We start from the raw sequence: 17,009 nt of genomic DNA, 5'->3' as shown, positions 1-17,009 counted from the left end.
GGATAAGGCGAACAATCCCATGAACAAACTTGAGCTGCTGCGCACCTTCGTGCGGGTCACCGAACTGTCGAGTTTCACCCAGGCGGGCGAGCGCCTGGGGCTGCCGCGCTCCACCGTGTCCGAGCATGTGCAGGCGTTGGAAGAACTGCTCGGCGCGCGCCTGTTGCAGCGCACCACACGCAAGGTGCAGGCGACCCAGGACGGGCGTGTGTTGTACGAGCGCAGCAAGGATCTGCTCGCGCATATGGAGGAGCTGGAAGGGCTGTTTCGTCAGGACGAAGCGCAACTGAGCGGGCGCGTCCGCGTCGATATGCCCAACGTGATGGCACGTGACCTGATACTGCCGCGCCTGCCGCAGTTCATGGACGCACACCCGTTGATCGAGCTGGAAATCAGCACCACCGACCGTCAGGTGGACCTGCTCGCTGAAGGCTTCGATTGCGTATTGCGCGTGGGCGCGCAGCTCGACCAGACGGTGGTGGCGCGGTTGCTGTGCAGCATGCCGATGATCAACTGCGTGAGCGCCACCTACCTGCAACGTTTTGGTGTGCCGCAGACATTGGCCGACCTGGCCGACCACCATCTGGTGCACTACGTGCGGCCGTTGGGTTCGCGCTCGGCGGGGTTCGAATACCAGCAGGGCAACAAGGTGCAGCGCATTCCCATGGCTGGGCGGATCACGGTCAACAGCACCGATGGCTACAAGTCAGCGTGCCTGGGTGGCTTCGGGATTATCCAGGTACCGGCCCTGGGCATGGGCGATGAGTTGGCCAGCGGTGAGTTGGTGGCGATACTGCCGGACTACCCGGCACCGTCGCTGGATGTGTCGCTGCTTTACGCGGGGCAACGGCATTTACCGTTGCGGGTGCGCGTGTTTATGGATTGGCTGGCGGATACGTTGCAGTCACAGCTTTAACGCCTTGCCGACAACTGCTGCGGTGCCAGGAACGCATCGTGAAAGTAATCCCGGAACGCCTGCATCGCCGGGGTAAATGCCCGCTCGCGGTGCCATGCCAGGCCGACACTCATGGGCGTGACCGGGTCGGTGACCGTCAGGGTTTCGATGCGCTTGCCTTCCAGTGACCAAGGGCGGTGCACCAGGTCCGACAGAATCGCCACGCCGCTGCCATTGGCGACCATGCTGCGCACCGCTTCCACCGAGCTGGTGCGCAGCCGCACCTTGGGCGCTTGCCCGGCCTGCTCCCAGTAGCGCATGGCGCTGTGTTCGGCTTCATCGACGGTCAGCAGAATGTAGGGTTCCTGGGCCACATCGGCCAGGCTCACGGCGCCGCGTTCGCACAACGGATGATGGCTGGGCAGCCACAGGCGACGTTCCGAGTTGAACAGAATCTCGGAAACGATCGCGGGGTGAGTCAGGTTGGCGGTGAGCACCACGGCCATGTCGAACTGGCCGTCGAGCAGGCCTTGCTCGATGGCCTGGCGCTCCTGCTCGAACACCTCGATGGTCACGTCCGGGTGCCAGTGCTCCATGCGCTGCAAGTGATGGGGCAGGAAGTAACCGAGCACCGTGTAACTGGCCGCCACCCGCAGCACACCGCTGGCGCGGTAGTCGGGCAATGGGCTGTTCAGCGCATCGTCCACACTGCGCGCAATCACATAGGCGCGGTTGAGAAAATGTCGCCCGGCGTCGGTCAGGTTCATGCCCTGGGCCGAGCGCACAAACAGCTGCACGCCGAGCATCGCTTCCAGCTCCTTGATCGCCGTAGTCACCGCTGACTGGGAGATATTCAGGTGGAGCGCCGCCTGGGAAATCTGGCCGATCTCGGCGGTGGCGACGAAGTAGCGGATTTGGCGCAAGGTGAGTGACATCTGCCTCTCCAATACCTAGGGTTATCTGATTTTCAGAAGATAGGGCATCTGATAATAGATCTTCCCAAGGGGTCAAGCGCCAGCCTACTTTTCAGCATGACCTTTTGCGGAGCGACCCCGATGCAGGCAGTGGATTTCAATTCGGACATGGGCGAAGGCTTCGGGCCCTGGACCATCGGTGATGGCGTCGACGCCGAGCTGATGGCCTACATCAGCTCGGCCAATATCGCCACCGGCTTCCACGCCGGCGACCCTGGCACCATGCGCCGCACCGTCGAGCGCGCCAAGCAATTGGGCGTGGCTATCGGTGCCCATCCGGGCTTTCGTGACCTGGTGGGTTTTGGCCGTCGGCATATCAATGCACCGGCCCAGGAACTGGTGGACGACATGCTCTACCAACTCGGCGCCCTGCGGGAAATCGCCCGCGCCCAAGGTGTGAAGCTGCAACATATCAAGCCCCATGGCGCGCTCTACATGCACCTGGCCCGCGACGAAGAAGCCGCCCGATTGCTGGTGCAAAACCTGCAACTCATCGAGCCAACGCTGTTGCTCTACTGCATGCCCAACTCGGTGATCTGGCGGGTGGCCAAGGAACTGGGGCAACCGGTGGTGCGCGAATTTTATGCTGATCGTGAGTACGACCTGACGGGCTCCATCGTGTTTACGCGCAATGTGCGTGCACTGGATCCTGCGACGGTGGCGGCACGTGTCCTGCGTGCGTGTCAGACCGGACTGGTACGCACCGTGGAAGGCGAAGACCTGTTTATCGAGTTCGATTCCATCTGCCTGCACAGCGACACGCCCGGTGCGCTGGAGTTGGTGGAAGCTACCCGTGAAGCGCTGGATCGAGCGGGCATTGAAGTCAAGACCCCCTAATAAGATCGCCCCATCAATTTTTGCCTGCCTTTCTACAATGATTCCAAGAGGAACAGACATGGCTGAAACGTCCCCCATCCGCTACAGCTTCGGCGGTGATGAGCACCTGTTTGCCGAGGTCAGCGACAGCATGTCGTTGGAGGCCTTTTTCAAGGGCATGGCGGTGACTCGTGCGGTGGAGCGCCTGGCGCTGGAAGGCGTGCTGGATGTGTGCCTGGCCAACGCCTCGTTCCAGATTCGCTTCGACCCCGACCGCATTGCGCCCCACGTTTTGCTGGATGCCGTACAAAGCGCCGAAGCCCAGGCCGTGGCCGAACGCACCTTGCACACGCGCATCGTCGAGATCCCGGTGTTGTACAACGACCCCTGGACCCACGAAACCCTGATGCGTTTTCGCGACCGCCATCAAGACCCCAGCGGCACCGATCTGGAGTACGCCGCGCGCATCAATGGCCTGGCGGATGTGGACGCGTTTATCGCTGCCCACAGCGGCGCGCCGTGGTTTGTGTCGATGGTCGGGTTTGTCGCGGGCCTGCCATTCATGTTCCAGATGGTCGAACGTGAACGGCAGTTGCAGGTGCCCAAATACCTGCGCCCGCGCACCGACACGCCTAAACTCACCCTCGGCCACGGCGGCTGCTTTGGCTGTATCTACTCGGTGCGCGGCGCGGGCGGTTACCAGATGTTCGGTGTGACCCCGGCGCCGATCTACGACCCGGCGCAGCAGTTGGCCTACCTCAAGGAACACATGGTGTTCTTTCGCCCCGGCGACATCGTGCAGTTCAAGCCTATAGAGCGTGATGCCTACGACCAGGCCGTCGCCGAGGTGGACGCAGGACGTTTCGACCTGCGCATCCGCCCGGTGGAATTTTCCCTCGACGCCTTTCTCGCCGACCCGGTTGGCTATCCGAAAACCCTGCAGGAGGCGCTGGCATGATCAAAGTCCTCAAACCCGGCCTCGCCACCTCCGTGCAGGACCTTGGCCGCGAAGGCTATTACCACTTGGGCATCCCGCCGTCGGGCGCACTGGACCAGTACGCGCTCAGCGCGGCCAACCATCTGGTGGGCAATCCGGTTGGTGCGGCGGGCCTGGAGTGCACGTTGATCGGGCCTGAATTGGCGTTCCAGCAGGACGCGTTGGTAGCGCTCAGCGGCGCCCTCATGTCGCCGCGCCTGGACGGTGAAGTGGTGCATCAGGACACCGCGTTCCAGGTGCGTGCCGGGCAAGTGCTGCGTTTCGAATTCCCCAAGGCCGGCGCGCGGACATACCTGGCGGTGGCCGGCGGCATTGAGGTACCGGTGGTGCTTGGCAGTCGCTCCACTTACACCCTCGGCGCGCTCGGTGGGTTTCACGGTCGGCGCTTGCAGGAGGGCGATGAGCTGCCTATCGGCAAGGCGTATGGGCAGGGAAGGGCAGGCAACAGTCTGCCCATGGCCTTGCGCCGCTCGGTGGGCGGCGATATCACCCTGCGCGTCGTGCCTGGCCTGTATTACGAGCGTCTGAGCGCAGCCGCCAAAAGCAGCTTTTTTGCCGAGCCCTGGACCGTGGGCTCCGAGGCGGACCGCATCGGCTATCGCTTCAAGGGTGGCAGCGCGTTGAGTTTTGAACCAAGGGAGCAGCCGTTTGGCGCGGGCTCGGATCCCTCGAATATCGTCGACAGTTGCTACCCCATCGGCTCGATCCAGGTGCCGGCGGGGTTGGAGCCGATTGTGCTGCATCGGGACGCCGTGTCGGGCGGTGGCTACGCGATGATCGGCACGGTGATCAGTGCGGATCTGGATTTGATCGGGCAGATGCAACCGAACCAGCGGGCTGGGTTTGTGGCGGTGACGTTGGAGGAGGCCCTGGAGGCGCGGCGTATCTACAAGAAGCGGCTGAAGGCGATGGCTGGTTTGTTCGCAGGCTGAAAATGTGGGAGGGGCTTGCCCCTCCCACATCTGGATTTTTGTCGGGTCAGAAGAGTTTGGTAAACAGCCAGTAGAGGCTGCCTGAAAGCACAATCGCCGCCGGCAACGTCAACACCCACGCCATCGCCAAATTGCGGATAGTCCGCATCTGCAATCCACTGCCATTGGCCACCATGGTCCCCGCGACACCCGATGACAGCACATGGGTTGTCGATACCGGCAAGCCATACATATCCGCCGCGCCGATGGTCAGCATGGCCACCGTTTCCGCCGCGGCACCCTGGGCATAGGTCATGTGGGTCTTGCCGATCTTCTCACCCACCGTCACCACGATGCGCTTCCAGCCCACCATAGTGCCGAGGCCAAGCGCGATGGCCACGGCGATCTTCACCCACAGCGGAATAAAACGCGTGGCGTTGTCGATCTGTTGCTTGAACAGTTGCAGCTTGTCTTGGGTGTCGGCGTCGAAGTTGCCGACCTTGCCCTTGTCCATCAGGCGAATGGTTTCGCTGGTCAGGTACATGTCATTACGCACGTTGCCGACCGCTTCGGCGGGGACTTTGGCCAGTGAGCCGTAGCCTTTGACTTCTTCACCGATATGCCCGGTGAGCGAGGCGAGGGCCGGTACCAGTTCCGGCGTGGCGTCCTTGGTGCGCACGTAGGTCGACAGGATCGGACGCGGGTCGCCCGGCAACGTCTGCGGCGCGGTTTTCAGCAGGGCGGCCTGGGTCACTTCGGCCACCGCCGCGAATTGCAACGATTGCTCTGCGGGCATGGTGCGGTTCAGCGCGTAGGCCATTGGCAATGTGCCGACCAGGATCAGCATGATCAGGCCCATGCCTTTCTGGCCATCGTTGGAACCATGGGCGAACGACACGCCGGTGCAGGTGGCGATCAGCATGCCGCGAATCCACCACGGCGGCGGGGTGTCCCCTTTGGGCGCTTTGTACAACGAGCGGTTTTTCACAAAGGCGCGCAGGGCCAGCAGCAACAAGGCCGCAAACGCGAAGCCAATCAGCGGCGACAGCAGCAATGCGTAGCCAATCTTGGTCGCCTGGGCCCAATCCACCCCGCTGGTGCCGTCACGCCCGTGCATCAAGGCATTCGCCACGCCGACGCCGATGATCGAACCGATCAGCGTATGGGAGGACGAGGCCGGCAAGCCCAGCCACCAGGTGCCGAGGTTCCACAGGATTGCAGCGATCAACAGGGCGAAGATCATGGCGAAACCCGCCGATGAACCCACTTGCAAAATCAGCTCTACCGGCAGCAACGCAATGATGCCAAACGCTACCGCGCCGCTGGAAAGCAGCACGCCGAGGAAATTGAAGAAGCCCGACCAGACCACCGCGAAATGCGGCGGCAGCGAGTGGGTGTAGATCACTGTCGCCACTGCGTTGGCGGTGTCGTGGAAACCGTTGACGAACTCGAACCCCAGGGCGATCAACAATGCCACGCCCAGCAGCAGGAACGGCGTCCAGGTGGTGACCACCGTGCCCAGTTCGTGCATGTCCTGCATCAGGCTGTAGGCGGTGAACAACAGGCCCATGGCGAGCACGGCGAAGAAAATGATCACGGTGACCAGGCCGGGCTTCTTGTCCAGCCTGGGTTTGGGTTCGGTGTGTGAGGCGGTCAGGGAAGGGGTAGCCATGCAGGAGCATCCAGGTAATGAAGGATGTCGTTCATAGTCATTGCAGAATGTTACAGAGGTGCTGCCACAGGTCAGTGTTTAGGTCATTGGATTGGCCATTGGTCTACTGACACTGCAGGTCAGAATGTGGGAGGGGCAAGTCCCCTCCCACAATCACTGGCATTTCAATTTGAAAATTTTCGGAACGCCCAGCGCCCGGCAATCAAGGTAAACGTCGCCACCAATGCCACCAGTATCCAGAACCCCTCCGGGTCCTGGGAAAGTGGCACACCGCCCACGTTCATGCCAAAAAAACCGGCGATGATGTTGATCGGCAGCGCCAGCACCGTCACCACCGTCAGGGTGAACAGCGTGCGGCTGCTTTGCTCGTTGAGGTTGGCGGCGATCTCTTCCTGCAACAGTTTGATCCGTTCGCCCAGGGCCATCAGGTCGTTGATGATCAGCGCAAACTCCTCGGTGGATTTGCGCAACTCCTTCACGTCTTCTTTTTGCAGCCATTGTGGCGGGCGGTTGAGCAGGCGCAGCAATGAGCCCGGCTCCAGCGCCAGCAGGCGCTGCAGGCGCACCAACACCCGGCGCGCGGCACCGAGTTCGGCGCGGTTGGTGGACAGGCGCGAGGAGAGCAACTGGTCTTCGATATGGTCGACGCTGATGCTGGTCTTGCGCACGATCTGCGTCAGCACTTCGCCCTGATCGCGCAGTAAATGCACCAACAATTCCAGCGGCGAGCGAAAGTGTTCGCCGGCCTTCACCGACGAACGCAGCTTGTCCACCGAGTGCAGCGGTTGCAAACGTGCGCTGATCAACAGACGGCTGCGGGCGCACACCCACAGCGTGGAAATATCCGACGAGACCATGCTGCTGAAGTTGAACACCACATCGTTGACCACCGCCAGCAAGGCCGAGTCGACGTGTTCGATGCGCGTGGAGCGCGAGCCCTCGTGCAAGGCCTCGAAAAACTCTTCCGGCAGTTCCAAGTGCGCCTGCATCCAGCGTTCACAGGCGGCGTGGGCCAGGTTCAGGTGCAGCCACAAGAACTCGTCCGGGTCTTGCGGTTGCTTCAATGCCGCCAGGGCGGCGGCGGAATCAATCTGCTCGCCCTTGACGCCTGGGCGAAAACGAAAACCGTAAAGCAAGCCAAACAGATCGGAGTCCTGATGGCTGTGGTCGAGGCTGTGGTTCATGGAGGCTCGCAGAGAAAAGGCCTGTAGGACATTTCACAGGTCGCGTGGCGAATCATTACAGGGTTGTTTGACATTTTTATGACAGCTTTCTGTTTATTTCGCTTTGGTGACATTTTATTGACCGGCTATCGAAAACCCTTCAAGAAGCCTCTATTCCGGCCGATTCAGCGCATTAACAACCGTCAGGGATGAGCGGTGCCTTTGTCGACACGGCGGTCAAGGCGTGCATGCGCTACTTACTTGTATCGAGGCTTTCCCGATGAATGTTTTGCGAACCTCCTTGAGAGCACAAATCCTGTCGCTGCTCGGCGGCAGCTTGCTGGCGATATTGTTGATCGCCCTGGCCTGTTTCAACTTCCTCTCCAACGGGGTGCAGAGTTACCGCAGTTTGATTGACGGGCCGTTGCTCACTTCGCAACTGATCGACGAAGCCAACCTGCAGTTCAAGGTGCAGGTGCAGGAATGGAAAAACGTGCTGCTGCGCGGCAAACAGCCTCAGGATATGGAGAAGTACTGGGGCCAGTTCCAGGACCGCCAGCGTGATGTGCAAGGTATCCTCGCACGCTTGGTGGCCCAGACCAGCAGTGACGCGCCGTTGAGCCGACGCATCGAAACCCTGCGCCAGGAGCATCAGCAACTGGGCGTGGCCTATCAGAAAGGCCGCGATGCCTATGTGGCGGCGGGCGGGGATGCAACGGTCGGCGACACGGCAGTCAAAGGCGTGGACCGCGCCGCCAGTGAGCAAATGAGTGCCCTGGTCAGCGACCTGCGGGCCCAAGGCAGCCAGCAATCTCAGACCATCACTGCCTATGCCGAGCGCACCGTAATGGTGGGCCTGGCGATCATGTTGCTGTCCGGCGCGTTGATCGGCCTGTTCAGCCTGTGGTTGATCAACCGCAACCTGATCCTGCCGATCCGTGGCTTGATCGACTACGTGACCCAACTCAGCCACGGCCGCTTTGCTGAGCGCGTGGCCAGCCGCCGCCAGGACGAACTGGGCCATCTGGCCGGCGCCGCGAATACGTTGCGCGACTTCCTCGCCGAAACCTTCAGCCGCGTGCAGCGCAGCGCCACCGACCTGGTCAGCGCCAGCGGCGAGTTGAATGCAATCGCCGGACAGATGGCAACCGGCACCCAGGAACAATTCAACCGCACCGATCAAGTGGCCACGGCCATGACCGAAATGTCGGCCACCGCCCAGGAAGTGGCGCACCACGCCGCCAGCGCCTCACGTGCCGCCGACGAGGCGGATCATTCGGCCCGCGAAGGCGGCGAAGTGATGCAAGTGACCATTGCCACCATCGGCCAGATGCGCAATGAAATCCTCAATACCGGCACCATCATCCGCCGCCTGGAAACCGATAGCGTACGCATCGGCAAGGTGCTGGAAGTGATTCGCGGCATCGCCGAACAGACCAACTTGCTGGCGTTGAACGCGGCGATCGAGGCGGCACGCGCCGGCGAGGCGGGCCGGGGTTTTGCGGTGGTGGCCGATGAGGTACGCAGCCTGGCGCAACGCACGGCGGCGTCGATCATCGAGATCAACCAGATCATCCAGGCGGTGCAAACCGGCGCGGTGGATGCGGCCGAGGCGATTGTCAGCGGCCAGTCGTGCAGCGACGAGAGCGTGGAGAAAGTCACCCAGGCCGGTGCGATGCTTGCGCACATCACCCAGGCGGTGGAAGCGATTCGCGATATGAACCGTCAGATCGCGACGGCGGCAGAGGAGCAGACCTCGGTGGCCGAGGATATCTCGCGCAATATCACGCAGATCACCACGGTAGCCACGGCTAACCTCGACAACGTGCGACGTACTGAGGCGGCGAGTCAGAACTTGCGTGGCTTGTCCGCAGAGTTGAATGAAGTGACGGAGCGCTTGGGTGGCTGATCAGGCGGTCGGCAGGCTGAAGATAAAAACGGTGCCTTGCAGGGCGTGGGTGGTCACGCTCAGGTGACCGCCATGGGCATCGGCAATCTGCTTGACGATATACAACCCCAGGCCGAGCCCGGCTTGGGGCGCGTTTGAGGTGGGGCGTGAGTAAGGTTGAAACAGCCGGGGCAGGGCCTGATCGTTGATCTGTCCAGCGTTCTTCACCGTCAGCTCGAACCGATCGTGCTCGACCTTTGCGCTGACTTCCACAGGGCCATCAGGGCTGCCGTGATGGAGCGCATTGGCAACCAGGTTAGAGAGCAATTGCGCCAACCGATCCCGGTCGCCTTTGACGCCCTGAAGATCGCCGATATCGGCCCGAACCTCGCGTTGCGGGTGCGCGCTTTGCACTTCTGAAACCACATGAAGCAACGCCGCCTGCAGATCCTGGCAGTCGGTGATGCTCAGCGGGATGCCGTTGCCCATTCGGCCCCGCGCAAAATCCAGCACGTCCTCGACCAATTGTGCAGCGCGGCGCCCGCTGGCGAGTATGTGACGTATGAGCGTGTCCGTGGCGGGGTGCGGGTGTTTGCGCAGCAGCCGCTCGGCGCCGAAATTGATCGCGAACAGCGGGTTGCGCAGGTCGTGCCCGAGCACGGCGATGAACTGCTCGCGCAGTTCGGCGGTGCCGCGTTCTTCCTGCAAGTCGGCTTCCGTTTGCTGCTGGTTTTCCTCGGCTTCGATCTGCAACGACAACACACGGGCGAAGGATTCCATGGTCGATTGGATCGTGCTGCTGCGCAATGGCGCCGGCTTGGGATCGAGTGCACAAATGGTGCCGAAAAAACGCCCGTCGGTGCGGAACACCGGCACCGAGATATAGCTTTCAAATTGGTAGAGACGCGGGGTGTGGTGGTCGTGGTAGATCGGGTCTTCGCTGGCCTTGTCGATCACCACGGAAATGTGGGAACCGCGAATCTCGTGGCAGATGGTCGTGGTGAGGTCCAGTTCGCCGCCGACGCCGAGGCCGAAGTCCAGCTGGTCGAGCACGGCGCAGGCGGTCCAGGTGTCATCGGTCACCCGCGCAACAGCGGCAAAGCGCAGGCCAGTCATGTCGCTGATCACTTGGAGCATTGCGGGGACAGCACTGATTCGGCCGATGGTGGCAATGTCGGCGGCTTTTTGCTCCATGACGTGATCTCGGTGTGCTGTGCAATGGCGTAATGCCCTGGCTGATGCTGGGAAGTCTAACGACCTGGAATTGAGTAGGGGAAATTTGATTCATCGCGGCCACGCTTTTCTCGGACATTGCCGACGAGCGCCCACAAAAAAACCGCGCCACCCGAAGGTGGCGCGGTTTTGGGGATTCAACTCAGGTGTCTTGTTTGTTTTCCAGTACAGCGCCGGTCTTGGCGTCGAGCTTGACTTCAAACCGCTTGCCGGCGGTATCAGTCAGGTCCACTTCGTAGACATATTCGTTGGCTACACCGTGTTTGTCGTCCAGCTCAGTGTCGGTAATCATTGCGCCAGGGTGAGTGGCTACGGCAGCGGCGTTGAGCTTGTCGAAAGACATCACTGCGCCGGATTTGACCAGGCCTTCAATCTGATCCGGACGAACATCTGCCTGGGCCAGGCCGGCAGTCAGGGTCAGGGCAGTGGCGGCGAACAAAGTGGTCAAGGTTTTCATGGTGTGTCCTTCTTGGGTGAGCTGTTTAAGTGGGTTCAGATTAATCGTCGCAACTTAATTCACCCTTAATTAGTTCAAGCAGTTGCGCAGTTCGTTCAATTCGAGCAACACGGAAAATTTCATGCTGAGGGCTCACATGATGGGAGACTCGGATGAAGCAGTTAGTGAGCGGGATCTATGCGCCTGTGTTCTGGACAGGGTTTATCGGCTGGGCACTCGCGCAGCCAGACTGGCTGGTGCTGGTGTTTGCGACGGCGGTGGTAGTGTCATTTGCCATGGAGCAGTGGTTGCCCTACGAGCCGCAGTGGAATCGCAGCCTGGGTGATCGCTGGCGTGACAGCGTGCATGCCTGTGTCAATGAAGGCCTGAACGTCCTCGGCTTGCTGGTCCTGCCGGGGCTTACGGCGTTGCTGGCGTTCGACGGGATTTGGCCGCGTGGCTGGCCATTGTGGGAGCAATTGCTGCTGGCCATCGTCCTCGCCGATGCAGGCATCACCTTGATGCATTACGCCAGCCACCGCATTGCGCCGCTGTGGCGCTTGCATGCCGTGCACCACAGCGTGCAGCGGCTCTATGGGTTCAACGGGTTGATGAAGCATCCGTTGCACCAGATGCTGGAAGCCACGGCAGGCCTGCTGCCGTTGATCCTGCTGGGGATCCCGCTGGAGGTGGCGCAGTTGCTGGCCCTGGCCATCGGCATTCAATTGCTGTTGCAGCACTCCAATGTCGATATGCGCCTGGGACCGTTGCGCTGGGTGTTCGCCTGGGCGCCGGTGCATCGGTTTCATCATATGAAATACGGCCGTGCCGGCGACGTGAATTTCGGGCTGTTTTTCAACCTGTGGGATTGGCTGCTGGGCACCGCGTTTTATCGCGAGGGTTATCGCATGGGGCCTGGGGATTTGGGCATCGGCAGCCGGCCGGATTTTCCCGTGGCGTATGGGGCGCAACTGCGTGATCCATTTGTGCCGGTACGCGTGGGCAAGGAACCGCCGCTGCCCGACGATCTACGCTAGCAGTTGCACCTCCAGCTGACGTAACGACGCAGCGGCCGTCACGCCGAACAACTGCTTCATGGTCCGCGAAAAGTGCGCCGAATCGGCAAAGCCCGCAGCGTGGGCGGCCTCGGTCAGTGTGCTGCCGGCGAGGGCCCATTGCAGCGCGACACGTAATCGCCGCCACAGCACCAGGCGGCGTACGGGCAGCCCGAGTTGATCGGTGAACAGCCGCTCCAGCTGGCTCAATGACAGGTGCGCCACCTCGGCGAGTGCCTGGGCCGACACTTTGCCGGTGAGGCGCTGATCAAGCGCACTGAGGGCGCGTTCCAGGCGAGGGTCGACAAGCTGGCGCCTGGGGAGCTGCTGCACGGCTGTCAGGGACAAATCGCCAGCGCTCGACAGGTGCTGCAAGGCGGCGATCTCAAAGACTGCAGGTTCGGCATACAACACGCTCACTTCACCGTGTGTATCGAGAATGGCGTGGGTTTGTCGCGAAGTAATCAGCAGGCGATGGGCCGTGATGACTTGCCCCTCCAGGCTGACCGTGATGGGCTCGCCCAGGCACTGCATCAACTGATGGGCGTAGTGCGCATGGGGCGCGGTGCGCCCCAGCTCGCCGATGATCAGGCCGTAGTCAGGCCCCAACCACAGGCGGCCTGACCATTCGGGCTTCACTCAGTACTTATGGTCGTTGAGCAAATCCTGCACGCTGGACGAAGGCCAGCGTTTGTAGAACTTCAGCAGTTCGGCGGCGCGGTTAGTGAAGATGCCGTCGACGCCGGCTTTCATCACTTTCTCGAAATCCACCGGCTCATCCACGGTGTACACATGCACCAGCAGGCCTTTGTCGTGGGTCAGCTTGTTCATTTCGGGCTTCACCAGGTCCGAATAGCTCTGGTCGCCGTGGTCGGTCAGCTCGGCCGAAGGGCCAGTGCCGATGGCGCCGAGGCTCTTGGCTTCGTCGACCCACTTTTCGAACTCGGCGGCGTCTTTCGGCTCTTGCTTGGCGTAGTAGGCGGCCTTGGTCGGCTCGCCGGATTCGGCGAAGGTCTGCTTGGATTTCGGCTCGATGCTGCCTTCACCCACCCACAACAGCAGGATCTTCGGGGTGTTCGGCATTTCTTTCTGCAGCTCTTTGAGGCTGGCGGTCTCGAAGGTTTGCAGCACGACGCGGCCCTTGCCCTGGCCGACGCCGGTGTTGCTCTTGCCCAGTTTGGAGCCGGCGGAACTCAACCAGCCTTTATCCAGCAACTTGTTTTTCAGGTCGGCTTCGATGCCCGGGAACTGCTTGGGCTCCTTGGTCTCGATGTACAGGCCGGGTTTGTGCTGCGGGTTGCCTTCGGCGATCTTGATGATGTCGTCCAGGCTCAGGATCTTCAGGCCGACGAAACCTGGGCGTGCACGGTCCGGGTAAGCAGCGTTGAACCAACTGCCGGCGTCGAGGCTTTGCAGTTCTTTCCAAGTGAATTCGTTGGCCGGCGCGTCTTTGCGCTCAGGGAACCTGGTGGCCACGTCGGTGGTGCGCTGCAGGTTGTTGTCGTGCAGGGCGAACAGCACGCCGTCCTTGCTGCGCTGCAGGTCCAGTTCCAGGTAGTCGGCACCCAGGTCGCGTGCGACCTTGTAGGCAGCGGCGGTGGACTCCGGCGCGTCGTAGGAGGCGCCTCGGTGTGCGATCACGGCAGGGTAGGGAATGCCTTCGTTAGTTGCCAATTCAGCCGGGCTGATCGGGTCGGCAGCCTGCGCCTGGCCAAGGCCGAGCATCAGGGCCAGCAGCAAGGCGCTCTTGGTAAACGTGACAGGCATATGCGAAGTCCTTTCGTGGAGGTGGCTTTGAGAAGGCCTCCTTTTTAACAATTGATTGCGAAAGGCGCTATCACCAAACCGACATTAACGTGCGTACCCGTCAATTTTCTCGGTTGTTTTGCCAGGCATTGCAGTACTCTTGAACGCAGCCGCCCCGCTAGAGGGCAGTACTTTCCGCCACGCGTGTAAACCATCTTTCCAGTCCCTGTGGGACTTTTCAGTGAGGTTTACCATGCGCATCACTTCCGAGCTTATCTGCCAGGCCGCCGACCAACTCCACGGGTTTGTGGGCCTCAACCGCAAGACCGGCCAGTACATCGTACGTTTCAGCGAAGACTCTTTCGGCATGGACGTGGCCGATGACGGCATCATTCCTACCGCCGAATTTGTCTGGCTACCTGCCCCCGAGCAGACCATGACCCTGTCCCGTGAACGCATCCAGTTGCTGTTGGACCAGAACATCGACGACCGCATCAATATCACTGAGCCGCTGCGGGTATATATGCGCCGGGTGGAGATTCCACAGATCAGTGCGTTGCGCAGTCTGGTGAGCTAGTTCGCTTCAAAACCGTAGGCCCGCTCCACCTTGCACACCCGTGTCTGAAACGCCGAGTACCAGGTGGCGCGGCCCTGCTCGCGCACGTCGCGGTGCTCGGCCTGCTGCTTCCACGCCAGGATCGCCGCTTCGCTGCTCCAGTACGACACCGTAATCCCCAGGCCATCTTCCCGCGCCGACTCCACGCCGAGAAAACCAGGTTGTTGCCGCGCCAGTTCCAGCATGCGTGTGGCGGCCTCGCCGTAGCCGTGATCGCCGTCGGTGCGCAGTGAGCTGAAAATGACCGCGTAGTAAGGCACCGCGGGAGTCTTGGCGATCATGCCGATTGCTCCTGGCAGGCCTTGAGCAGCGCGAGTGCCAAGGGTGGTGTGATGCCCTCGAGCGCTGCGCGTTCTGGCTGGAACAGGGTGGCGACGAAGAACGGATGGTCGAGCAATTCCACCGCACGCAGGTCGCCTGCGCTGTCGTGGCCGCTGGCGATCAGATCGCCCTCCAGCAACGCGCTGGCAAATTCGGGGTTCATCCCATAGCGGCAGCGATATCCTTCTTCAAGATCAAGGGTGCCGTAGGCGTCGGCGATGCGCGTGTAAGGCGTTAAACGTACGGTGTCGGTGGCTTCCACCAATGCGCAGGTCAAGGGTGTGATCACGGCGCGTTTTGCGTTGGGGACCATTTCGCCGTGTTCCGCGTCGACCCAGCCCAGCACGTTGCGGGCATATTCCAGCAGCGCATGTTGAAAACCACCGCAGGTGCCAAGGAAAGGGCGGCGCTGCTCGCGGGCAAAGCGGATGGCCCGCAGTGCGCCGTCGGTATCCCGGTAAGGGGTGGCCGGTACGCACCAGAAACCGTCGAAGTCGTGCAGGGGTTCGGGCAGGGTGTCGGTGTCGAGCCATTGCATATGAACCGTGAGGCCGAGAATGTCTGCCGCCCGTTGCAGGGCCACGGGGATCGCCTGGTGCGCGGTGACGTCCGGGTTGTAATCGCCAATCAAGGCGAGGCGTAGGGCGTTGGCTTTCATCGTGTGCGTTCCATGGCTTGTTGGGGGCTGAGGCGCACTATAGATTGGCGTCCACGCAATCAATATTGGCGTTTGCCCACATGCTTAATGCACCGACGCACTATTCAATGGATTACCCCGATCTCTCGCTGATCCTCGCCCTGGTGCGCGGCGGCTCTCTGGCGCGGGCGGCGGCGCTGCTGCGGGTGGATGTGTCTACCGTGTTCCGTGCGATACGGCGCCTGGAGGCGGCACTGGGCCAGACATTGTTTGAAAAGAGCCGCGCCGGTTACCTGCCCACCAGCCTGGCCAGCAACCTGGCACAGCAGGCAGAGCGCGCAGAGCTGGCTCTGGAAGCGGCGCGTATCGGAGTGGAGCAGGGCGGCGAAGTGATCAGCGGCACGGTGCGCCTGACCTGTACCGACTCAGTGCTGCAAGGCTTGCTGCTGCCGGCGTTGGCGCAGTTCATGCCGGACTACCCGGCGCTGATCCTGGAACTGAGCACCTCCAATGATTTTGCCAACCTCAGCCGCCGCGACGCGGATATCGCCCTACGCCTGACCAAGACACCGCCGGAGCATCTAGTAGGACGTTGCCTTGGCACCGTGTCGTACCAAGTCTGTGCGAGCTCCGACTATGCCCGCCGCCATACAGGCCGTGAGCTGGCGGACCTGGCCTGGATCGCACCAGACGACTTCCTGCCCGACCACCCCACCGTCGCCTGGCGCCGCGAACACTTGCCGGGCGTGCGGCCCGGTTATCGCTGCAACAGCATGTTGTCGGTGACCGAACTGGTGCGGGCGGGACTGGGTGTGGCGGCGTTGCCGGACTTTCTACTGGATGACGGACTGCAACCGCTGGGCCCTGCACTGGCAGGGCATGACACCGCGCTGTGGTTGCTCACGCGTCCCGATTGCCGCGCATTGCGCTCGGTGGTGACGTTATTCGATGAGTTGGGCCGGCATGTGCGAATGCCGAGTCGTTAGGTTTTCCGTACGAGCTGCTCATGCATTTCGCACGTCCGGCTTTCGAGCGAATGACCCAAGCCCTGCTTAGCGGCCGCCACGGTCATTGGCAAACGCACTCACCGCCTGTAACGCCTCGTTAGTGCCTTGGCGAATTTGCAGGATCACGGTGCCGGCGCGGTTGGCCAAGTCCACGCCCTGGGCTGCGCGGTCGCGGGTGCCGTCCATGCTATCGATGGCCTGGCGGGTTTCGTCCTGGATCATCGCGATCATGCTGGAAATTTCTGCTGTCGAACCACTGGTGCGCGCCGCCAGTTGCCGAACTTCATCGGCCACCACGGCAAACCCACGCCCTTGCTCACCTGCGCGCGCGGCCTCGATGGCTGCGTTGAGCGCCAGCAGGTTGGTCTGGTCGGCAATGCCACGAATGGTGTTGACGATGGTGGTGATCTGCTGCGAACGCTCACCCAGCTTGGCGATCAGTTGCGATGATCCGTCAATGTCGGCGGCTATTTTGCGCATGCCGCTGGCACTTTGCTGAATCACCTCGGCGCCTTTTTCCGCGATGTCCTGGGTGTTCAAGGAAATGTGATACGCCTGGGAAGCGCTCGCTGCATCGGCGGCATGTTGCTGCACCTTGGCGGTCACGTCCGAGGCGAATTTGACTACTTTGCACAAACGTCC

17 protein-coding genes and 1 pseudogene are annotated in these 17,009 nt (G+C 61.6%); 8 read left to right on the top strand and 10 right to left on the bottom strand.

The genetic code is table 11. The annotated features are described in order from the left end of the window. Positions 1 to 19 precede the first annotated feature (19 nt). Entirely contained in the window at positions 20 to 916 is an 897-nt protein-coding gene (locus tag EJD88_RS06405) for a LysR family transcriptional regulator (RefSeq protein WP_158877282.1), read from the top strand. Here EJD88_RS06405 and EJD88_RS06400 read toward each other — a convergent pair. Next, on the bottom strand, positions 913 to 1,830 hold the full coding sequence (locus EJD88_RS06400) for a LysR family transcriptional regulator (protein ID WP_099585409.1): 918 nt from the start codon (positions 1,828 to 1,830) through the stop codon (positions 913 to 915). The two genes, EJD88_RS06405 and EJD88_RS06400, sit on opposite strands and share 4 nt — an antisense overlap. A gap of 120 nt (positions 1,831 to 1,950) precedes the next feature. On the opposite strand from EJD88_RS06400, the gene EJD88_RS06395 reads away from it, so the two are divergent. Genes EJD88_RS06395 through EJD88_RS06385 form a run of 3 tightly spaced genes read left to right on the top strand, consistent with a single transcriptional unit; the run spans position 1,951 to position 4,614 of the window. Then, the gene (locus EJD88_RS06395) at positions 1,951 to 2,706 is read left to right on the top strand and encodes a 5-oxoprolinase subunit PxpA (RefSeq protein WP_099585408.1); all 756 of its coding nucleotides are present in this window, start codon (positions 1,951 to 1,953) and stop codon (positions 2,704 to 2,706) included. A 58-nt stretch (positions 2,707 to 2,764) separates the two neighbouring features. Then, on the top strand, positions 2,765 to 3,643 hold the full coding sequence (locus EJD88_RS06390) for an allophanate hydrolase subunit 1 (protein ID WP_158877280.1): 879 nt from the start codon (positions 2,765 to 2,767) through the stop codon (positions 3,641 to 3,643). Continuing rightward, complete coding sequence (locus EJD88_RS06385; RefSeq protein WP_158877278.1) at positions 3,640 to 4,614, top strand: biotin-dependent carboxyltransferase family protein; 975 nt, start codon at positions 3,640 to 3,642, stop codon at positions 4,612 to 4,614. Before EJD88_RS06390 ends, EJD88_RS06385 begins: the two co-directional genes overlap by 4 nt. Before the next feature lie 46 nt (positions 4,615 to 4,660). On the opposite strand, the gene EJD88_RS06380 is transcribed toward EJD88_RS06385, so the two are convergent. Together EJD88_RS06380 and EJD88_RS06375 are read right to left on the bottom strand one after the other, a co-directional pair. Continuing rightward, a complete protein-coding gene (locus tag EJD88_RS06380) occupies positions 4,661 to 6,265 on the bottom strand; it encodes an inorganic phosphate transporter (RefSeq protein WP_158877276.1) in 1,605 nt (534 codons plus the stop codon). A 164-nt stretch (positions 6,266 to 6,429) separates the two neighbouring features. Further along, complete coding sequence (locus EJD88_RS06375; protein WP_099585404.1) at positions 6,430 to 7,449, bottom strand: transporter; 1,020 nt, start codon at positions 7,447 to 7,449, stop codon at positions 6,430 to 6,432. 259 nt (positions 7,450 to 7,708) lie between these two features. On the opposite strand from EJD88_RS06375, the gene EJD88_RS06370 reads away from it, so the two are divergent. Further along, positions 7,709 to 9,337, top strand: a complete 1,629-nt coding sequence (locus tag EJD88_RS06370; protein ID WP_158877274.1) for a methyl-accepting chemotaxis protein — start codon at positions 7,709 to 7,711, stop codon at positions 9,335 to 9,337. Here EJD88_RS06370 and EJD88_RS06365 read toward each other — a convergent pair whose 3' ends face one another. Both EJD88_RS06365 and EJD88_RS06360 read right to left on the bottom strand, forming a co-directional pair. After that, the gene (locus tag EJD88_RS06365; RefSeq protein ID WP_158877272.1) at positions 9,338 to 10,510 is read right to left on the bottom strand and encodes a GAF domain-containing sensor histidine kinase; all 1,173 of its coding nucleotides are present in this window, start codon (positions 10,508 to 10,510) and stop codon (positions 9,338 to 9,340) included. It lies immediately after the preceding gene. A gap of 181 nt (positions 10,511 to 10,691) precedes the next feature. Then, complete coding sequence (locus EJD88_RS06360; RefSeq protein WP_158877270.1) at positions 10,692 to 11,006, bottom strand: PepSY domain-containing protein; 315 nt, start codon at positions 11,004 to 11,006, stop codon at positions 10,692 to 10,694. 152 nt (positions 11,007 to 11,158) lie between these two features. On the opposite strand from EJD88_RS06360, the gene EJD88_RS06355 reads away from it, so the two are divergent. Next, a complete protein-coding gene (locus EJD88_RS06355; protein ID WP_099585400.1) occupies positions 11,159 to 12,022 on the top strand; it encodes a sterol desaturase family protein in 864 nt (287 codons plus the stop codon). On the opposite strand, the gene EJD88_RS06350 is transcribed toward EJD88_RS06355, so the two are convergent. Next, complete coding sequence (locus EJD88_RS06350) at positions 12,014 to 12,679, bottom strand: helix-turn-helix domain-containing protein (RefSeq protein WP_158877268.1); 666 nt, start codon at positions 12,677 to 12,679, stop codon at positions 12,014 to 12,016. The two genes, EJD88_RS06355 and EJD88_RS06350, sit on opposite strands and share 9 nt — an antisense overlap. Beyond that, positions 12,680 to 13,807, bottom strand: coding sequence for a glycerophosphodiester phosphodiesterase family protein (locus tag EJD88_RS06345; protein ID WP_158877266.1), 1,128 nt, complete (start codon positions 13,805 to 13,807; stop codon positions 12,680 to 12,682). A gap of 232 nt (positions 13,808 to 14,039) precedes the next feature. On the opposite strand from EJD88_RS06345, the gene EJD88_RS06340 reads away from it, so the two are divergent. Then, entirely contained in the window at positions 14,040 to 14,363 is a 324-nt protein-coding gene (locus EJD88_RS06340; RefSeq protein WP_032891062.1) for a DUF2025 family protein, read from the top strand. Here EJD88_RS06340 and EJD88_RS06335 read toward each other — a convergent pair. Both EJD88_RS06335 and EJD88_RS06330 read right to left on the bottom strand, forming a co-directional pair. Continuing rightward, the gene (locus EJD88_RS06335; RefSeq protein ID WP_099585397.1) at positions 14,360 to 14,683 is read right to left on the bottom strand and encodes an antibiotic biosynthesis monooxygenase; all 324 of its coding nucleotides are present in this window, start codon (positions 14,681 to 14,683) and stop codon (positions 14,360 to 14,362) included. The genes EJD88_RS06340 and EJD88_RS06335 overlap by 4 nt on opposite strands. Continuing rightward, positions 14,680 to 15,381, bottom strand: coding sequence for a CTP synthase (locus tag EJD88_RS06330; RefSeq protein ID WP_158877264.1), 702 nt, complete (start codon positions 15,379 to 15,381; stop codon positions 14,680 to 14,682). The genes EJD88_RS06335 and EJD88_RS06330 overlap by 4 nt, the downstream gene beginning before the upstream one ends. A gap of 80 nt (positions 15,382 to 15,461) precedes the next feature. Here EJD88_RS06330 and EJD88_RS06325 point away from each other — a divergent pair, with 80 nt between their 5' ends. Further along, a complete protein-coding gene (locus EJD88_RS06325; RefSeq protein WP_158877262.1) occupies positions 15,462 to 16,346 on the top strand; it encodes a LysR family transcriptional regulator in 885 nt (294 codons plus the stop codon). Between the two features lie 66 nt (positions 16,347 to 16,412). On the opposite strand, the pseudogene EJD88_RS27480 reads toward EJD88_RS06325, so the two are convergent. Then, positions 16,413 to 16,850 (bottom strand): annotated as a pseudogene (locus EJD88_RS27480) (methyl-accepting chemotaxis protein); the annotation flags it as partial. Between the last annotated feature and the right edge of the window lie 159 nt (positions 16,851 to 17,009).

The organism is Pseudomonas sp. PB105 (assembly GCF_009764655.1).
Taxonomy (GTDB): Bacteria; Pseudomonadota; Gammaproteobacteria; order Pseudomonadales; family Pseudomonadaceae; genus Aquipseudomonas; species Aquipseudomonas cyclaminis.
The sequence above is the reverse complement of the archived record's forward strand: the minus strand, read 5'-3'. Positions and strand labels throughout refer to the sequence as shown.